Source organism: Mycobacterium pseudokansasii, from assembly GCF_900566075.1.
GTDB lineage: Bacteria > Actinomycetota > Actinomycetes > Mycobacteriales > Mycobacteriaceae > Mycobacterium > Mycobacterium pseudokansasii.
Map to the genome: position 1 here is coordinate 5,678,522 of NZ_UPHU01000001.1, position 15,754 is coordinate 5,694,275.

Consider the following 15,754-nt stretch of genomic DNA (forward strand, 5'->3'; position numbering starts at 1 on the left):
CGGCGCGGGTCACTGTGCTAGCGTACCAAGCAAGTGCTTGCTCAGGTACCCGGGTTCCCGACAGGAAGTGCCAATTGACAATCACATCCGCCACCCTCGAACCGGGCGTAGTCGCCGTCACCGTCGACTACCCGCCCGTCAACGCCATCCCGTCACGCGGTTGGTTCGAACTCGCAGAGGCCATCACGGCTGCGGGCGCCGATCCCGAAACCCACGCGGTGATCCTGCGCGCCGAGGGCCGCGGCTTCAACGCCGGTGTGGACATCAAGGAAATGCAGCGGACGGAAGGGTTCATCGCACTGATCGACGCCAACCGCGGCTGCTTTGCCGCGTTCCGCGCCGTCTACGAATGCGCGGTGCCGGTGATCGCCGCCGTCAACGGATTCTGTGTGGGCGGCGGCATCGGCCTGGTCGGCAACTCCGATGTCATCGTGGCCTCCGACGACGCCCGGTTCGGGCTTCCGGAGGTGGAACGCGGCGCGCTCGGTGCCGCCACCCATCTGTCGCGCCTGGTGCCGCAGCACATGATGCGGCGGCTGTTCTTCACCGCCACGACGGTGGACGCCGCCACGTTGCATCACTTCGGCTCGGTGCACGAAGTAGTGCCCCGCGCCGACCTCGACGAGGCGGCCCTGCGGGTGGCGCGTGACATCGCCGCCAAGGACACCCGGGTCATCCGCGCCGCCAAGGAGGCGCTGAACTTCATCGACGTGCAACGGGTCAACTCGAGTTACCGCATGGAGCAAGGCTTTACCTTCGAACTCAACCTGGCGGGGGTGTCCGACGAGCACCGCGACGCGTTCGTGAAGAAATCATGAGCGACAAGAGGACCACGCTCGACGACGCCGTCGCGCAGTTGCGCAGCGGCATGACGATCGGCATCGCCGGCTGGGGATCACGACGCAAGCCCATGGCCTTCGTGCGCGCCATGCTGCGCACCGATGTCACCGACCTCACGGTGGTCACCTACGGCGGGCCCGATTTGGGGCTACTGTGCTCGGCCAACAAGGTCAAGCGGGTCTACTACGGATTCGTGTCACTGGATTCGCCGCCGTTCTACGACCCCTGGTTCGCCAGGGCCCGGACCAGCGGCGCCATCGAGGCCCGGGAAATGGACGAAGGCATGCTGCGGTGCGGGCTGCAGGCGGCCGCCCAGCGGCTGCCGTTCCTGCCGATCCGCGCCGGCCTGGGCAGCTCGGTTCCTGACTTCTGGGAGGGCGAGTTGGCCACCGTGACCAGTCCCTACCCGGCCCCCGGAGGCGGGCACGAAACCCTTCTCGCCATGCCGGCGCTGCGCCTGGACGCCGCCTTCGCCCACCTCAATCTCGGTGACTGCCACGGCAATGCGGCCTACACCGGCATCGATCCCTACTTCGACGACCTCTTTCTGATGGCCGCCGAGAAGCGGTTTCTGTCGGTCGAGCGCATCGCCTCCACCGAAGAGCTGGTCAAAGCCGTTCCGCCGCAGGCCCTGCTGGTCAACCGGATGATGGTCGACGCCGTGGTGGAAGCACCCGGCGGGGCCCACTTCACCACCGCCGCGCCGGATTACGGCCGCGACGAGAAGTTCCAGCGGCACTACGCCGAGGCGTCGTCGACCGAAGAAGGCTGGCGGGAATTCGTCGCCAGGTATCTTTCCGGCAGCGAAGCCGACTACCAGGCCGCGGTGCGCGCGTTCGCCAAGGAGGTCTCGTCATGAGCACCCGAGCCGAGATCTGTGCCGTCGCCTGCGCCGAATTGTTCCGCGACGCAGGCGAGATCATGATCAGCCCGATGACGACCATGGCCTCGGTCGGAGCGCGGCTGGCGCGCCTTAGCTTCTCCCCTGACATTCTGCTGACCGACGGTGAAGCCCAGTTGTTGGCAGATACGCCGGCGCTGGGGGCGGCCGGAGCCGTCGAGGGCTGGATGCCGTTCGGCCGGGTGTTCGAGACGTTGGCCTGGGGCCGGCGGCATGTGGTGATGGGCGCCAATCAGGTTGACCGCTATGGCAATCAGAACATCTCCGCGTTCGGGCCGTTGCAGCACCCGACCCGGCAGATGTTCGGGGTCCGCGGTTCGCCCGGCAACACCATCAATCACGCCACCAGCTACTGGGTCGGCAACCATTCCAAGCGGGTGTTGGTCAATGCGGTCGACGTGGTGTGCGGTATCGGCTACGACAAGATCGACCCAACAAACCCCGCATTTCGGTTCGCCAACGTCTACCGGGTGGTGTCCAACCTCGGCGTGTTCGATTTCGGCGGTCCCGACTACACGATGCGTGCGGTGTCTCTACATCCCGGGGTATCGCCCGACGACGTCCACGAAGCCACCTCATTCGAGGTGCATGGTCTCGACGAGGCCGGCGAGACCCGGCTGCCCACCGATGACGAACTGCGCCTGATTCGCGAAGTTGTAGACCCGAAGTCGCTGCGCGACAAAGAGATTAGATCGTGAGGTTACGTACCCCGCTGACCGATCTGGTCGGCGTCGAACATCCCGTGGTGCAGACCGGCATGGGATGGGTGGCAGGGGCCCGGCTGGTGTCCGCCACGGCCAACGCCGGGGGGCTGGGCATCTTGGCGTCGGCCACCATGACCCTGGACGAGTTGGCGACGGCCATCGGCAAGGTCAAGGCCGTCACGGACAAGCCGTTCGGTGTCAACATCCGCGCCGACGCGGCAGACGCGGCTGACCGCGTCGAGTTGATGATCCGCGAGGGCGTCAAGGTCGCGTCCTTCGCCCTGGCGCCCAAGCCCGAGTTGATCGCCCGGCTGAAAGAGGCTGGTGCGGTGGTCATTCCGTCGATCGGCGCGGCCAAGCACGCCCGGAAGGTCGCAGCCTGGGGCGCCGACGCGATGATCGTGCAGGGCGGCGAGGGTGGCGGCCACACCGGACCGGTGGCGACCACGCTGCTGCTGCCGTCGGTCCTGGACGCCGTGCAGGGCACCGGCATCCCGGTGATCGCCGCGGGCGGTTTCTTCGACGGGCGCGGGCTGGCCGCAGCCCTGGCCTATGGCGCGGCCGGTGTGGCAATGGGCACCCGGTTTCTGCTGACGTCGGATTCCACCGTGCCCGAAGCGGTGAAACAGCGCTATCTTCAGGCCGCACTGGACGGCACCGTCGTCACCACCCGCGTCGACGGCATGCCGCACCGGGTGCTGCGCACCGGCCTGGTCGAGAAGCTGGAAAGCGGTTCGCGGGTACGGGGTTTCACCGCGGCGGTGTGTAACGCGGCGAAGTTCAAGCAGATATCGCAGATGACCTGGCGGTCGATGATTCGGGACGGCCTGGCCATGCGCCACGGCAAGGAGATGACCTGGTCGCAAGTGGTGATGGCGGCCAACACCCCCATGCTGCTCAAAGCCGGCCTGGTCGAAGGCAACACCGATGCCGGGGTGCTGGCCTCCGGCCAGGTAGCGGGGATTCTCGACGATTTGCCGTCGTGCGCGGAATTGATCGAGACGATCGTGCGCGATGCCGTCGCGCATCTGCGGGCGGCGTCGGCGTTGGTGGTGGACTAAGCCAAATTTCGCCAGTCTGGTACCGGTCAGTCGCGAGCCCTCAAAACACTTGTGCCTCTTTGGTTTCCGTGATCTCACGGCGGCGTTTCTTGTCGATGCCGGTCGCTAGATTGAGGACGTGAGCTGACGCGGTGTTTGGATCGGGAGGCGGTTACGGCCGCCTTCGATGCTTTGGATGCGGCGCTGGATGTGTTGGTGGATTTGAACTTCGATGCGTTGACCACTGCACCAACACGATGCACCACCCCGAAACGCTCCTCTGCGCAAACGACGACGACGAAGACGGCTAGCCAGCGATCACCGTGCGCGATCGAGATCAGCCTGCCTACTTCTGGCGCAGCCCGCTAGCCGCGTTTGGGCGTAATTAGTGGTTCACGGGGCGAGCGCAGTACCCAGCGCCTGAAGGTTGGCACCGAGCAAGGTCAGCGGGAAGACAGCGTTGCTACCAACGAGATTCACCGCCGCGCCAGCGTCATACAGGCCCGCGCCAGCAAGATAGGCGGCGGCTCCTCCGACGTTACCCGCGCTGAGAGCTGAGACCGCCCCGTTGACGGCGTTGCTGGTCACGGCTTGCGCACCAGCGATCTCTGACTCGTTAAATGCGCGCTGGCTAAGCAATACGGATTCGCTCGTTAGGTTTACCGCGTTGAGCTCCTTAACTACTCCGTCAAATGCATCCCACAGCGGCTGCTTCAGAGGTTGCGGAAGTGGTCCGGTCAAGAGGGTGAGTGTACTGGCCAGGAAAGCCAAAATAGTCCCATACTCGACTACACCTTGCGCAGGTGCGGCGGCGGCGGCAGACGCCTGTCCCCACGGCGACAACTGCGCGGCTACCGCCGAAGCCCCGCCGTGATAGTCCAGCATCGCGCCCACATCCTGGGCCCACATTTCCTCGTATTCGGCCTCGGTGGCTGCGATCGCTGGGGCGTTGAGTCCCAACAGATTCCAGGCCACCAGTGACATCAGCTCACTACGGTTGGCAGCCACCGAAATCGGATGCACCACCGCCGCCCGGGCCGCCTCATAGATAGCCGCCGTCGCCTTGGCCTGCGCCGCCGTGCTCCCAGCCTGTTCGGCCGCGGCGTTCAGCCACCGCGCGTACGGGGCGGCCGCGGCCGCCATCGCCATTGACGCGGGACCCTGCCATGACGAACCCGCTAGCCCTGAGATCAACGACGAGAACGAGCCCGCCGTCGAACCCAACTCGGCTGCCAAACCATTCCAGGCCGACGCTGCGGCCAGCATCGGTCCGGAGCCGGCACCGCTATACATCTGCACCGAATTGATCTCCGGCGGAGCTACTAGAAAATTCATCGCGCTGACCCTTCCTAGGTGGCTTTACCTTGGCCATCGGCCACCGCGGCCGCGGCTACCCTGATCAGTGACAACCCCGGTCGCTCGAAACTGTTGGGAGAGCACGCCACACAGTGCCAATAGCCGTTCCCGGCCTGAAGTCTTTGGGCCGCTTCCCCCACGCAGCCGAAGGCCGCCGCTTGCGGACTTTCGTGAACCCATGTCGCGCCTCCGTCAGCAACACTGGGAACGTTGCTGAAGACGGCTCACTCTACTCGGGGTCGCGCCTCAAAACCGTCGCTTTCACCAAATCGGTCCGCGGCAAGAATGTACCTGCGCCGGTTTGCAGCTCAGCGCGAACGTCGTTGCGCGGGCCTTCCCGTAGCCGCCACGGTGGCGGCGTCTGCCTGCGCTCGACACTGTTCAAGATGGCTAGTTTAGCTAAGCTAAGGCATGGCTCCCGTGGCCCGGGTTTGGTGGCGCGACGGCGCCGGGTCACGTTGTGCCGTTGTCAGAGGTGACGCGACAGACTCCCCGACAAACCTCCCGAAAATATTCCATGATTATCATATTGCGTGACGATCTGATTGGGTGCGTGCTAGTCTCATCGAATGGCCGAACGTCCGCCAGGCATTGCAGCATTGGACGAACGCATTGCGTTTCTGCTCTCCCAACTGGGTTCCTATAGCGATGCCGAGTTTCACCGCCGGCTGGCTCCCACCGGGGTTGAGCCGCGGTCCTACGCGGTGCTGTTGACCCTGGCAGGCGATGATGGTCAATCGCAACGTCAGCTGTCAGCCCGGTTGGGAATCCACCGCAACGTGATGGTGACGGTCATCGATGACCTGGAACGTAAGCGGTTGGTCCGGCGTCTGCGCCACCCCGACGACCGGCGCGCCTTCGCGGTGACCCTGACCGACAAGGGTCGCCGCTTGCTCCCGGCCCTCGATGAATCGGGACGTGCGCTCGACGAAGAGATGTCTGCGCCGCTGTCGGCCAGTGAACGCAACGCCCTACGGAAACTTCTGCAGCGCATGGCCGCCGGCTCCGGACTCATCCCGGGAGTCCATCCGCGCATGTCCCAGCACGGTTAACGGGCCAGTCCGTTGCCGCTATCTGGCGTGGGTTCGATGGCCCGCGCAAGTGTGCGCTGAGCAGTCAGCCGATTATCGATCTGCGTCGCTGTGGTCGACTCGCGCCTCACCATGGCGCCGCACCAGGCGTTAGTGTCAAGAATTCGTTGAGGAACCGCCCGAGGGCTGGGCCCGAAACTTGCGTCACCGAAGCTTGTGGCACCACCACCCGATCCACCCGTGGTCAACAACCCATACCAGTAGCCCCATGCTGCCGCCGCGCCGCCCCAGGCACCGCGCCCGCGCCAATCAACCAACGGCCTCGCCGTCGCAGCGATGATCGTCTCATTGGCAGGAACTCTCCCCGTTACGCTTTTTGGGTTGCTGACCTATCTGTTCACCTGGGCGGTTGTGCCTGTATTTATACTATCCACAACCGGTATCGTCCCGAGTGCCGTTGCCCTCACATTGCTCAGGCGCAACTCGCAGAGTGGTCGAGGGCGTTGACCGCAATCATCGTAAGCACCACCTGCCTAGTCGGCGGGTTGATCCGCAACATCCTTTCTGTTGCAAGCGATCACGCCCAGCGGCTGTCGCAACTAGGGCTCTCGTAGGGCAGGTCGGATGACTACGCCGATCACCATTTCGCCCACCGCGGCCGAATCAGCGCCGAGGGCCAGCAGGTAATCCGCCGGGTCGATCTGAGCGGTGAGCGCACTAACGCGGATTTCCGCGCAGGAAGTTCGGCACAAGTTGGTCAGTTGAATTCGTAGCGGAGTGTTCGGTTTCCCCACCATGGGACGGTGGTGTCGTGTGCCAGGTCGGCTTGGCGGAGGACGGGGGTGTAGGCGCGTCGGTCGAGTCGGACGGTGATGGTGTCGTTGGTGGTGGTGATCTGGCCGGGGGTTTCGAGGAAGCGGCGTTGCAGCACGTCGGGGGTGACGGCGGCGTAGCCGGGTAGTCGGTTGCGCAGGGCGGCGGTGAGGGCCTGGGCGAGCACACAGAGCATGATGTCGAGATCGACGTTGAGGTTGACCGCTGAGGACAGCGCGTCGGCGTGGAAGGCTTGGATGATCTCGGCGAGGCGTTGCTCGATGGTCATGCGCCGCGCGTAGTGGGCGATGAGGGCCTTGGCGGGCAGGTCGTGGTCGTTGGTGATGATCACGGTGGGGGTGTCGCGGCCGAGCCCGGTGACGACGAGTTGCCGCACGGTGGCGGGGTAGCCGGTCAGGTGTACGCCGGTGGTTTCACATACCTTGGGGCGGTTGAACTTTCCGGGCCGGTCGAGGGTCACGGTGGTGAAGTCTTTGCCCGTGAGGGCGTCGATCTGTTTGACCAGGGATGCCGAGCGCATGCGCAGGGTCAGGAACTTGACGCCGCGGTCGTTGAGTTCGCCGAGCACGGTGTGGGTGGTGACCTTCTGGTCCATGATCAGCATGGCCGGGTCGGTGCCGGACACGGTTTTCCAGTGGTCGCAGAAGGCGATGACCTCGCGGGCCTGGGTGGCTTTGGACAGGTCGGCGTTGGCGTAGACCAGGTTGTGGGTGCCGGTGTCTTGGGCGAAGAAGGTGAGCACGGAGCGGGCGCGTTGCGAGCGGGTGGGCACGTAGTGCTTTTCCAGCGCGGGGTCGTGGCCCCAGTGCATGACGGCGTGGAAGTCCAGGTCGAAGACTGCGTTCTCGCCGGTGGCGAGCCCGCCGTCGATCATCTTCGCATCCAGTGCGGCCAGGAAGCGGCGTTGGTGGTCGTGGCCGGTGCGATAGGAGTAGTCGGTCAGGGCGGACTTTTTCGGCAGTGCGGCCAGTCCGGCGAACAGGGCCGCGGCCGGGTCGGAGATCAGCAGGTCATCGACGTGGGAGACGCGGCGGGTGCGGGTCAGCTTCAACGCCAGCAGCGAGAGCAACCACGAGGTCGCGGGCACCACCCGGGTGCCGGGATAGCCGGCTCGGCGCACCAGCTCGGGCAGCCCCAGCGCGACCAGGTCCGGGATCAACAGCAACAGCCCCGCCTTGCCGGTTTCGACTGTGGCGGGCCAGGTTTGGAAGTCCAGCTTGCCGGTGCGCGGTAGCCGGGTGTCCCGTCCTGGGGTGGCCGGGCTGGTGCTGGCGACCGGTTCGGGGTGGCGCAGCAGGCGCCCGAATCCCTCCTCGGTGAGGATCTCGCCGACGCTGGTGCGGTTCAGCGGGGTGTTCTCGCCGGCGAGCCGCGCGGAGATCTCGTAGGTGGACAGCCCCTCGCGACGCAGCTCGATCACCCGGGCGCGGACCCGCTCCTTGGCCGGCGCGGTGCCCGGTGCGGGGCCGGGCTTGCGTTGCGGGGCGAACAACTCCAGCTTGCCGGCCCGGTGGTCGCGCACCAGGTTGACCATTCCCCACCGGGTGTAGCCGAACCGCTCGCCGGCCTCGGCATGGGACAGGCCCTCGACGAAGAACGCGCGCAGCGCCTCGTAGCGGCGCTGGTTCACCTGCTCCGGCGCGGTGAACGCCCGCACTTCTCGATCTTGTGGTGATCTAGCTGGCACACAACAATTTTAACAGTTCTACTCGGCAAGCTAGCACTACGACATGCCGGCACGGAAAGTGTTGAACTGCAACGATTGCTGAATTCAGAGTGCGATTCTACCCGTCGCTCCGCTCGACGATTACGACAGCCAACGATCACCAATTGTCTATAATGACAGCCAGCTATACACAATATAGGTCAGTGATCCACACCCGAAATCACCAAGAAACCGCAGGTCAGGCGGCTCTCGCTACGCGCGGGTGTTGCCCCGAACCAACTACGCGGAAATCCGCGCTAACGGGTTCGATAGCCCGCCGGACACGTAGTTGTCGGAGCGGGAACGTCGAACAGACCGCGGACGATCGTCTGATCGAGACGGTTAGCGCGAACGATGTTTCCATTCGCCGTATGTCGTCGTAGACCCCCGTCACGGGCGGCTTTACGGCGGTGACGTGGTTCCCCGCGGCCAATCCAGCGCGGTCGTCAGGCGACCCGTCTGACCATTGGCTCCAAGAACAACGAGGTTCATCAAAGCTGCAGGCGGTAAGCACAGTATGTGATCGTCACTAATTGTGATAATGCAGCGTCATGTAATAGCTCGGGGTCCCGCGCGCACGACGAACCGTAATCCTTGGAAGCCAGATGAAGATCACCGTTTTCGGCGCCACCGGCGGCGTTGGCAAACACCTGGTAGCACAAGCACTCCAGCGTGGTCATGCCGTAAGCGCGGTGGTCCGCGATCCCGCCAGACTGCCGGTCAGCAGCCCGGCGCTGACGGTCACCACCGTGCCGGGGCTGGAAGACCCCGATCTGCTGCGGCCGGCACTGCGCGGAAGCGACGCGGTGCTGTCGGCCGTGGGCCCGCGCGACCGAAAGGACACCGCGGTCGCCACCACCAGTACAGCCAGCATCGTGCGCACCATGCAAGCCACCGGCATAGAGCGACTCGTGTCGTGGCTCACCTTCCCCATCGGCACGCTGAAGACCGGCGGCGCGATCGGCTTGGCGGTTGGCTTGGCCGGCCTGCGGATGGTCGGGGTCGCCGTAGCTATCGGGCTCGTGCTGTTCTTCGTGTGTGCCATCTACACACACATCCTGGCCCGCGATTACAGCCCCCAATTCGCGCTCGCCATCGGTTTCTTGGCGCTCAACGTCGCATCACCGGCCTTGGCGCTCAACGTAGCTTGAATCGTGACGGCACCTGCGGGCGGCTTCGGCGTTGGTGGCGGACTGTATTGCCTCGATCCCGAGACCCGGTACGTTGACCGCCCAGGCAATCGACGTCGGCCGCATGATCCGGGTCAGCACGCCGGTAGAAGATGAAATGCCTGGGGTGCTGCACCGAGTCGCTGTTGAAAGATCCAAACACTGTTCCGAGATCACCGCTCACCCAGCACGAACAGGGCAAACGGTTGGTCACCGGCAACCATGAGTCAACGCCGCGCGCGTCGGCGCCGGTAGAGTAGTTGACGCGTGTCGAGTACGCTTCTTCAGCTATGTCGACCATCGGCACCGTAGACCAAGCGGCACCGGACTCATCTGCGCACCACGCCCTGCCCGATCCCGGGGAGTCGGTCCCCAGGCTCGCGGTGCCAACGGTCGGGATCTTCCTGGCCGCGGTGACGGCATTCGTGCTGTCGACGGTCGGCTACGTCAACGGATGGTTGCCGTTCTGGGTGACAATTCCGGTCAATGCCTCGGTGACCTTCGTCATGTTCACCGTCGTGCATGACGCGTCACACTATTCGATCAGTTCGACGCGCTGGGTCAACGGCTTATTCGGACGGCTGGCGTGGCTTTTTGTCGGGCCGGTGGTCGCCTTCCCGTCGTTCGGGTACATCCACATCCAGCACCACCGGCACTCCAACGACGACGAACAGGACCCGGACACGTTCGCGTCGCACGGCTCGCCGTGGCTGCTGCCGCTGCGCTGGCCGATGGTCGAATACTTCTACCTCAAGTACTACCTGCCCCGGGCCCGCAGCCGGCCCGTCGCCGAAGTCGCCGAGACGCTGGTGATGTTCGCGTTGAGCATGACCGGGCTTGCCGTTGCCATCGTCACCGGAAATTTCTGGACACTGTTGGTCGTCTTCCTCATTCCGCAACGCATCGGACTCACCGTGTTGGCATGGTGGTTCGACTGGCTGCCCCACCACGGGCTCGAGGACACCCAGCGCACCAACCGGTACCGGGCGACCCGCAACCGCGTCGGCGCGGAGTGGCTGTTCACCCCGGTGCTGCTGTCGCAGAACTACCACCTGGTGCACCATCTGCACCCGTCGGTGCCGTTCTACCGGTACCTGCGGACGTGGAAGCGCAACGAAGAGGCCTACCTGGAGCGCAACGCGGCGATCTCGACAGTTTTTGGCCAGCAACTGAATCCGGACGAGTTCCGGGAATGGAAGCAGCTCAACGGCCGGCTCGCCAAGCTGTTACCGGTGCGGATGCCGGCGCGGTCCAGCTCGCCACACGCGGTGTTGCACCGCATCCCGGTCGCCTCGGTCGACCCCATCACCGCCGACAGCACATTGGTGACTTTCGCGGTGCCCGAAGCGCTGCAGGACGCGTTTCGTTTCGAGCCGGGCCAGCATGTGACCGTACGTACCGACTCTGTCGGCCAAGAAGGCGGGCAAGGAGTTCGGCGCAACTACTCGATCTGCGCTCCGGCCACCCGTGCTCAGTTGCGGATCGCCGTGAAACACATTCCCGGAGGTGCCTTTTCGACGTTCGTCGCGAACGAACTCAAGGCCGGCGACGTGCTCGAGCTGATGACTCCGACCGGCCGGTTCGGCACCCCGCTGCACCCGCTGCACCGCAAGCACTACGTGGGCCTGGTGGCCGGCAGCGGGATCACCCCGGTGTTGTCCATCCTGGCGACGACGCTGGAGATCGAGACCGAAAGCCGGTTCACGCTGATCTACGGCAACCGCACCAGGGAATCGACGATGTTCCGGGCGGAGCTCGACCGCCTGGAATCGCGTTATGCCGACCGCCTGGAGGTACTGCACGTGCTATCCAGCGAGCCGTTGCACACTCCCGAGCTGCGCGGCCGCATCGACACCGAAAAACTCAACAAGTGGCTGACCACCAGCCTGCAGCCGGACAGCGTCGACGAGTGGTTCATCTGCGGCCCAATGGAAATGACCTTCGCGGTCCGCGAGTCGTTGGTCGAACATTGCGTGGATCCCGAACACATTCACCTCGAGCTGTTCTACGGCTACGACACGTCCGAGGCCCCCGAACGTCCGTATGACGCTGCGACCGTCACGTTCACGCTGTCCGGACAGACGGCGACGTTCGACCTGGTGCCTGGTGACTCGATTTTGGAAGGGGCGCTGCAGGTCCGCGACGACGCACCGTACGCCTGCATGGGCGGCGCGTGCGGAACCTGCCGGGCCAAGCTGATCGACGGCAACGTCGAGATGGACCACAACTTCGCTCTCGGCCAGGCCGAATTGGACGCTGGTTACATCTTGACCTGCCAGGCGCACCCGACCACACCGTTCGTATCCGTCGACTACGACCGCTGATATAGATCGGGGTGGTCCTTCACAAACGCCTCCGGAGGTGTCAGGAAGGGATCTGTAAGTGATTCCTTGTTGAGGTCCGTGTGTTGGCGCACGCGGGTTTCCTGACACGCCCCGGAGGTGTTGTTATGTCTGTGCATCTTGCCCCAGTCACGTTGTCCACGATCGTCGTTGCCGTCGATGTCGGCAAGACCTCGGCGGTGCTCTCGGCGACCGGTAGCGCCCGTCATCGTGTGTTCGGTCCGGTCGAGTTCGCGATGACTCGTTCGGGCCTGGTCGGGGTTGTGTATCGGGTAGGCGCGGTGATCGGACCGTGTGCGCAGGTCAAAGTGGGTATCGAGGCGGCGGGGCATTACCACCGCCCGGTACTGGACTATCGGTGGCCGCCTGGGTGGGAGGTTTTGGAGTTCAATCCTGCGCACGTGGCTGAGCAACGCCGGGTGGCGGGCCGGCGGCGCGTTAAGACCGATGCGATTGACTTAGCCTGAATCCGTGGATCGGCTGGTGGTTTGATCGGCGTGTGAACAGCGAAAATGCCTTCTGGCCTGGGATAATACGAGTGCTGAAGTCGTCTTTTTCCAGTGTTCAGGAAGGCATTTTCGGTGCATTCATCGTATACGTTCACTCTCGGGTCGGCGGTGTTTGACGAGCCGAATCTGGTGTCGGCCGCGGGTTTGGTTCCGGTGCTGGAATTGGCTGAGCAGACCGGGCTTTCGGAATTGATCGGTGAGCATGTGGATCTGCCGTCGACACGGGTGGCCTCCGGTGCGGTCAACCCGGTCGGGAAGCTGACCTCGATCATCGCCGGGATGATGTGCGGCGCGGACTGCATCGACGACGTCGACGTGTTGCGTGCCGGCGGCACGCCACGGGTGTTCAACGAGGTGTATGCGCCCTCGACATTGGGGATCTTCTTGCGCGAGTTCACTTTCGGGCATGCCAACCAGCTCGCGGCCGTGGCTCGCGCGCATCTGGTGGCGCTCGCGCAGCGGGTGCCGCTGTTGCCCGGCATCGAAGAGCGCGCCTTTTTGGACATCGACTCGCTGCTGCGTCCGGTCTACGGGCGCCATAAGCAGGGTGCTTCGTTCGGGCACGCCAAGATCGCCAGCCGTGCGCTGCTGCGGTTGGGTCTGTCGCCGCAGATCACCACGATCTCGACCGCGCAGGCCCCACCGGTGATCGCCGAGGCGCGGCTGCGCAGCGGTAAGGCCGGCTCCGGCCGCGCCGCGGCCTGGCAGGTCAAACAAGCCATCACCACCGCCCGCGGGTGCGGGGCCGGCAAGATCATGCTGCGCGGCGACACCGCGTTCGGCAATAAAAAGGTGATCGGCGCCTGCATCGCCGAAGGCGTCGAGTTCTCCCTGTCGATGACCCGAAATCGGGCCATTACCACCGCGGTCGAGGGCATCGACGAGGCCGCCTACACCCCGGTGCACTACCCGGGCGCGGTCGAAGACCCTGACACCGGGGCGCTGATCTCCGATGCCGAGGTCGCCGAAACTCCCTACACCCTACGGCTGGGGCGGGGCAAGAAGATCACGGCCCGACTGGTAGTGCGCCGGGTCAAAGACGCCCGCTACCCGGATGCGTTGTTTCCGGTGTGGCGCTATCACCCATTTCTGACCAACTCCGAGCTGCCCACTGCCGAGGCCGACATCACCCACCGCCGCCACGCCATCATCGAGACCACCTTCGCCGACCTGATCGATGGCCCACTGGCTCGGATCCCTTCAGGGCTGTTCGCCGCGAACTGCGCCTGGTTGGCCTGCGCGGTGATCGCCCATAACCTGCTGCGCGCCACCGGGACCCTCGCCGGCGGTCACCACATCGTGGCCCGCGGTGCCACCCTGCGCCGCGACCTGGTCAACGTGCCCGCCCGCTTCGCCGCACCGGCCCGCAAACCGATGCTGCACCTACCCGTCCACTGGCCCCGACAAGTCGAGTGGAAAGCCCTGTGGGACAGCGTCATCGGCTACCCGACTGCGCAACCCCGCGCCGCTTGACCAAGCGGCCAGCCCCTGTCCACCCCGCCATCCAGGCCCGACCCGAGGAACCCCTAAAGGAAAAGCTGGTGCAGGCCAGCGGATCACATACACGCCAAAGTGTCCACGCCCCAGCGCCACTCGCCCGAACCCGCCGATGACCACCCGAAATCATCGATCCACGGATTCAGGCTTAGAGGCGATCACCGAGCTGGTGTTGGCCGGGCGGGGCCGCTTGATCACCGGCCGCGAGGTGCTCATCGGTGAGCTGGCGGCGTGGGCGACGCATCGATCGCGGCGGGTGTCTACGCGCACGGCGACGAAGAATCAGCTGCTGGGTCAACTCGACCGCGCGTTTCCGGGGTTGACGCGGGCGTTGCCCGATGTGTTGGGCACCAAGATCGGTCGGCTGGTCGCCGCGGAGTTCGCCGACCCGGCCCGGTTGTCGGCACTGGGTGTGAGCCGGCTGATCCGGTTCGCCGCGGTCCGTGATATCCAGCTGCGGCGACCGGTGGCTGAGCGTCTGGTGACCGCAGCTCGAGACGCGTTGCCGACTCGCGACGCCGTGGTGGCCCGGCGGGTGTTGGCCACCGACGTGGGGCTGCTGGCCGACCTGGACACCCAAATCGCTGCTGCCGAAGACGAGCTGGCCACGTTGGTCCCATTGAGTCCGTTCGCAACGTTGACCTCGGTCCCTGGCTGGGGTGTGGTCCGGGTGTCCAATTATGCTGCCGCCCTGGGTGATCCGTACCGGTGGCCAGGACCCCGGCAGATCTACCGGGCCTCGGGACTTTCACCCATGCAATACGAATCGGCCGGCAAACGACGGGACGGAAAGATCAGCCGCGAGGGCAGTGTGGCGCTGCGCCGCGCCCTGATCGACCTCGGTATCGGTCTGTGGCTGACCGAACCTGCCGCCAAAGCCTATGCCGGCGAACTGAAATCGCGCGGCAAGCACGGCAGCATCATCGGCTGCGCGCTGGCGCATCGCGCCACCCGGATCGCCTATGCACTGGTCCGCGATCACGCCAGCTACGACCCGTCCCGCTGGAGTTGACACCGGTTTGGGATTTCCTCGGTCCTGGCCGTCGGCGCCGGAGACGCAGGAGCCGTCCACGTGCAGCGCCCGCAGCGCAGCGAGGACGAACGACGTGGACAGCGACGAGCACCGGCGCATCCTCGCCCGGACGTAGGAAACCACCCCTCGACCCGACGGGAGAACAACACCACCGACGACAGCCCCCGTAGTGCCTCAAGTCAAGATGCCCGCGAAAGTCGGTCGATGCCTCAGTTAAAAATGCCCGTGAAACGGGGCGGTTCAGCCGGCCTTGGTCCGGATGCCTTTGCGGATGTCGGGTAGGGCGGTGGGGATGCTGGCCAGGTAGAGCTGCTCGGTCTTCTCCTTGGCCAGCAGGAGAAGCCGGTTCTGCAGATCGGCGATCTCGCGGCCGATTTTGGCGGGGTTGAGGCTGTCGCGGTAGGCGGTCACTTCGGCCTGTTGTGCTGGTGAAAGGACGCCGGCGGCCAGGAGCCGGTCGAATGGGGTCTGCGGTGTGTCGTAGAGGCGTCGGCGGCGGCCGTCACCGCTGGTGGCGTACCCGATGGGTTTGATGGTCGGGGTCAGGTAGTTGAGCCGGTCGTTGACCAGTGGCCAGAGCCGGTTGAGCACGGCTTGTTCTTCAGGGGTGTCGTAGCGGTAGTAGAACGCGTATTCGCGCACCAGGTGGTTGTTCTTGGATTCGATGGTGGCCTGGTCGTTCTTTTTGTAGGGCCGCGACCGGGTGAAGAAGATCTCCATTTCCGCTGCCCACTTGATGACAGCCTTGTTCAGGAACTCGGTACCGTTGTCGACGCAATGCCGATATCGGCAT

At 64.9% G+C, this 15,754-nt stretch carries 10 protein-coding genes and 3 pseudogenes; 10 read left to right on the plus strand and 3 right to left on the minus strand.

Annotation, left to right across the window (positions count from 1 at the left end):
• Positions 1-74 precede the first annotated feature (74 nt).
• Genes echA20 through ipdC form a run of 4 tightly spaced genes read left to right on the plus strand, consistent with a single transcriptional unit; the run spans position 75 to position 3,506 of the window.
• On the plus strand, positions 75-818 hold the full coding sequence (echA20, locus tag EET10_RS25645) for a (7aS)-7a-methyl-1,5-dioxo-2,3,5,6,7,7a-hexahydro-1H-indene-carboxyl-CoA hydrolase (protein WP_063466314.1): 744 nt from the start codon (positions 75-77) through the stop codon (positions 816-818).
• Positions 815-1,699, plus strand: coding sequence for a cholesterol ring-cleaving hydrolase subunit IpdA (gene ipdA, locus EET10_RS25650; RefSeq protein WP_122502599.1), 885 nt, complete (start codon positions 815-817; stop codon positions 1,697-1,699). Before echA20 ends, ipdA begins: the two co-directional genes overlap by 4 nt.
• Complete coding sequence (gene ipdB, locus EET10_RS25655) at positions 1,696-2,439, plus strand: cholesterol ring-cleaving hydrolase subunit IpdB (RefSeq protein ID WP_063466312.1); 744 nt, start codon at positions 1,696-1,698, stop codon at positions 2,437-2,439. The genes ipdA and ipdB overlap by 4 nt, the downstream gene beginning before the upstream one ends.
• Positions 2,436-3,506, plus strand: a complete 1,071-nt coding sequence (gene ipdC / locus EET10_RS25660) for a (3aS,4S,5R,7aS)-5-hydroxy-7a-methyl-1-oxo-octahydro-1H-indene-4-carboxyl-CoA dehydrogenase (RefSeq protein ID WP_099187764.1) — start codon at positions 2,436-2,438, stop codon at positions 3,504-3,506. Before ipdB ends, ipdC begins: the two co-directional genes overlap by 4 nt.
• 771 nt (positions 3,507-4,277) lie before the next feature.
• Here ipdC and EET10_RS31335 read toward each other — a convergent pair.
• A pseudogene (locus EET10_RS31335) lies at positions 4,278-4,820 on the minus strand (PPE family protein); the annotation flags it as partial.
• Between the two features lie 590 nt (positions 4,821-5,410).
• On the opposite strand from EET10_RS31335, the gene EET10_RS25670 reads away from it, so the two are divergent.
• Positions 5,411-5,893: a MarR family winged helix-turn-helix transcriptional regulator gene (locus tag EET10_RS25670; RefSeq protein WP_063466309.1), complete on the plus strand. Its 483-nt coding sequence runs from the start codon at positions 5,411-5,413 to the stop codon at positions 5,891-5,893.
• Between the two features lie 736 nt (positions 5,894-6,629).
• On the opposite strand, the gene EET10_RS25675 is transcribed toward EET10_RS25670, so the two are convergent.
• Positions 6,630-8,393 (minus strand): transposase, encoded by a 1,764-nt coding sequence (locus EET10_RS25675; protein ID WP_136623064.1) that lies wholly within the window; start codon positions 8,391-8,393, stop codon positions 6,630-6,632.
• Positions 8,394-9,016: 623 nt separating this feature from the next.
• On the opposite strand from EET10_RS25675, the gene EET10_RS25680 reads away from it, so the two are divergent.
• The 5 genes and pseudogenes from EET10_RS25680 to EET10_RS25700 form a co-directional block, all read left to right on the plus strand.
• Positions 9,017-9,562 carry an NAD(P)H-binding protein gene (locus EET10_RS25680; RefSeq protein ID WP_122502600.1) on the plus strand — a complete coding sequence of 182 codons (546 nt, stop codon included), beginning with the start codon at positions 9,017-9,019 and terminating at the stop codon, positions 9,560-9,562.
• Positions 9,563-9,870: 308 nt separating this feature from the next.
• Positions 9,871-11,904, plus strand: a complete 2,034-nt coding sequence (locus EET10_RS25685; protein ID WP_063466306.1) for a fatty acid desaturase — start codon at positions 9,871-9,873, stop codon at positions 11,902-11,904.
• A 125-nt stretch (positions 11,905-12,029) separates the two neighbouring features.
• A pseudogene (locus tag EET10_RS25690) lies at positions 12,030-12,383 on the plus strand (IS110 family transposase); the annotation flags it as partial.
• 120 nt (positions 12,384-12,503) lie between these two features.
• Positions 12,504-13,904 carry an IS1380 family transposase gene (locus EET10_RS25695; protein ID WP_122502310.1) on the plus strand — a complete coding sequence of 467 codons (1,401 nt, stop codon included), beginning with the start codon at positions 12,504-12,506 and terminating at the stop codon, positions 13,902-13,904.
• 172 nt (positions 13,905-14,076) lie between these two features.
• A pseudogene (locus tag EET10_RS25700) lies at positions 14,077-14,940 on the plus strand (transposase); the annotation flags it as partial.
• A 261-nt stretch (positions 14,941-15,201) separates the two neighbouring features.
• On the opposite strand, the gene EET10_RS25705 reads toward EET10_RS25700, so the two are convergent.
• The gene (locus EET10_RS25705) at positions 15,202-15,681 is read right to left on the minus strand and encodes a transposase (protein ID WP_246013697.1); all 480 of its coding nucleotides are present in this window, start codon (positions 15,679-15,681) and stop codon (positions 15,202-15,204) included.
• Between the last annotated feature and the right edge of the window lie 73 nt (positions 15,682-15,754).

Excerpts from the sequence above, each read along its gene's own strand:
- ipdA (WP_122502599.1), top strand. The coding sequence starts at position 815 with ATGAGCGACAAGAGGACCACGCTCGACGACGCCGTCGCGCAGTTGCGC.
- ipdB (WP_063466312.1), top strand. The coding sequence starts at position 1,696 with ATGAGCACCCGAGCCGAGATCTGTGCCGTCGCCTGCGCCGAATTGTTC.
- EET10_RS25670 (WP_063466309.1), top strand. The coding sequence starts at position 5,411 with ATGGCCGAACGTCCGCCAGGCATTGCAGCATTGGACGAACGCATTGCG.
- EET10_RS25680 (WP_122502600.1), top strand. The coding sequence starts at position 9,017 with ATGAAGATCACCGTTTTCGGCGCCACCGGCGGCGTTGGCAAACACCTG.
- EET10_RS25685 (WP_063466306.1), top strand. The coding sequence starts at position 9,871 with ATGTCGACCATCGGCACCGTAGACCAAGCGGCACCGGACTCATCTGCG.
- EET10_RS25705 (WP_246013697.1), bottom strand. The coding sequence starts at position 15,681 with ATGGAGATCTTCTTCACCCGGTCGCGGCCCTACAAAAAGAACGACCAG.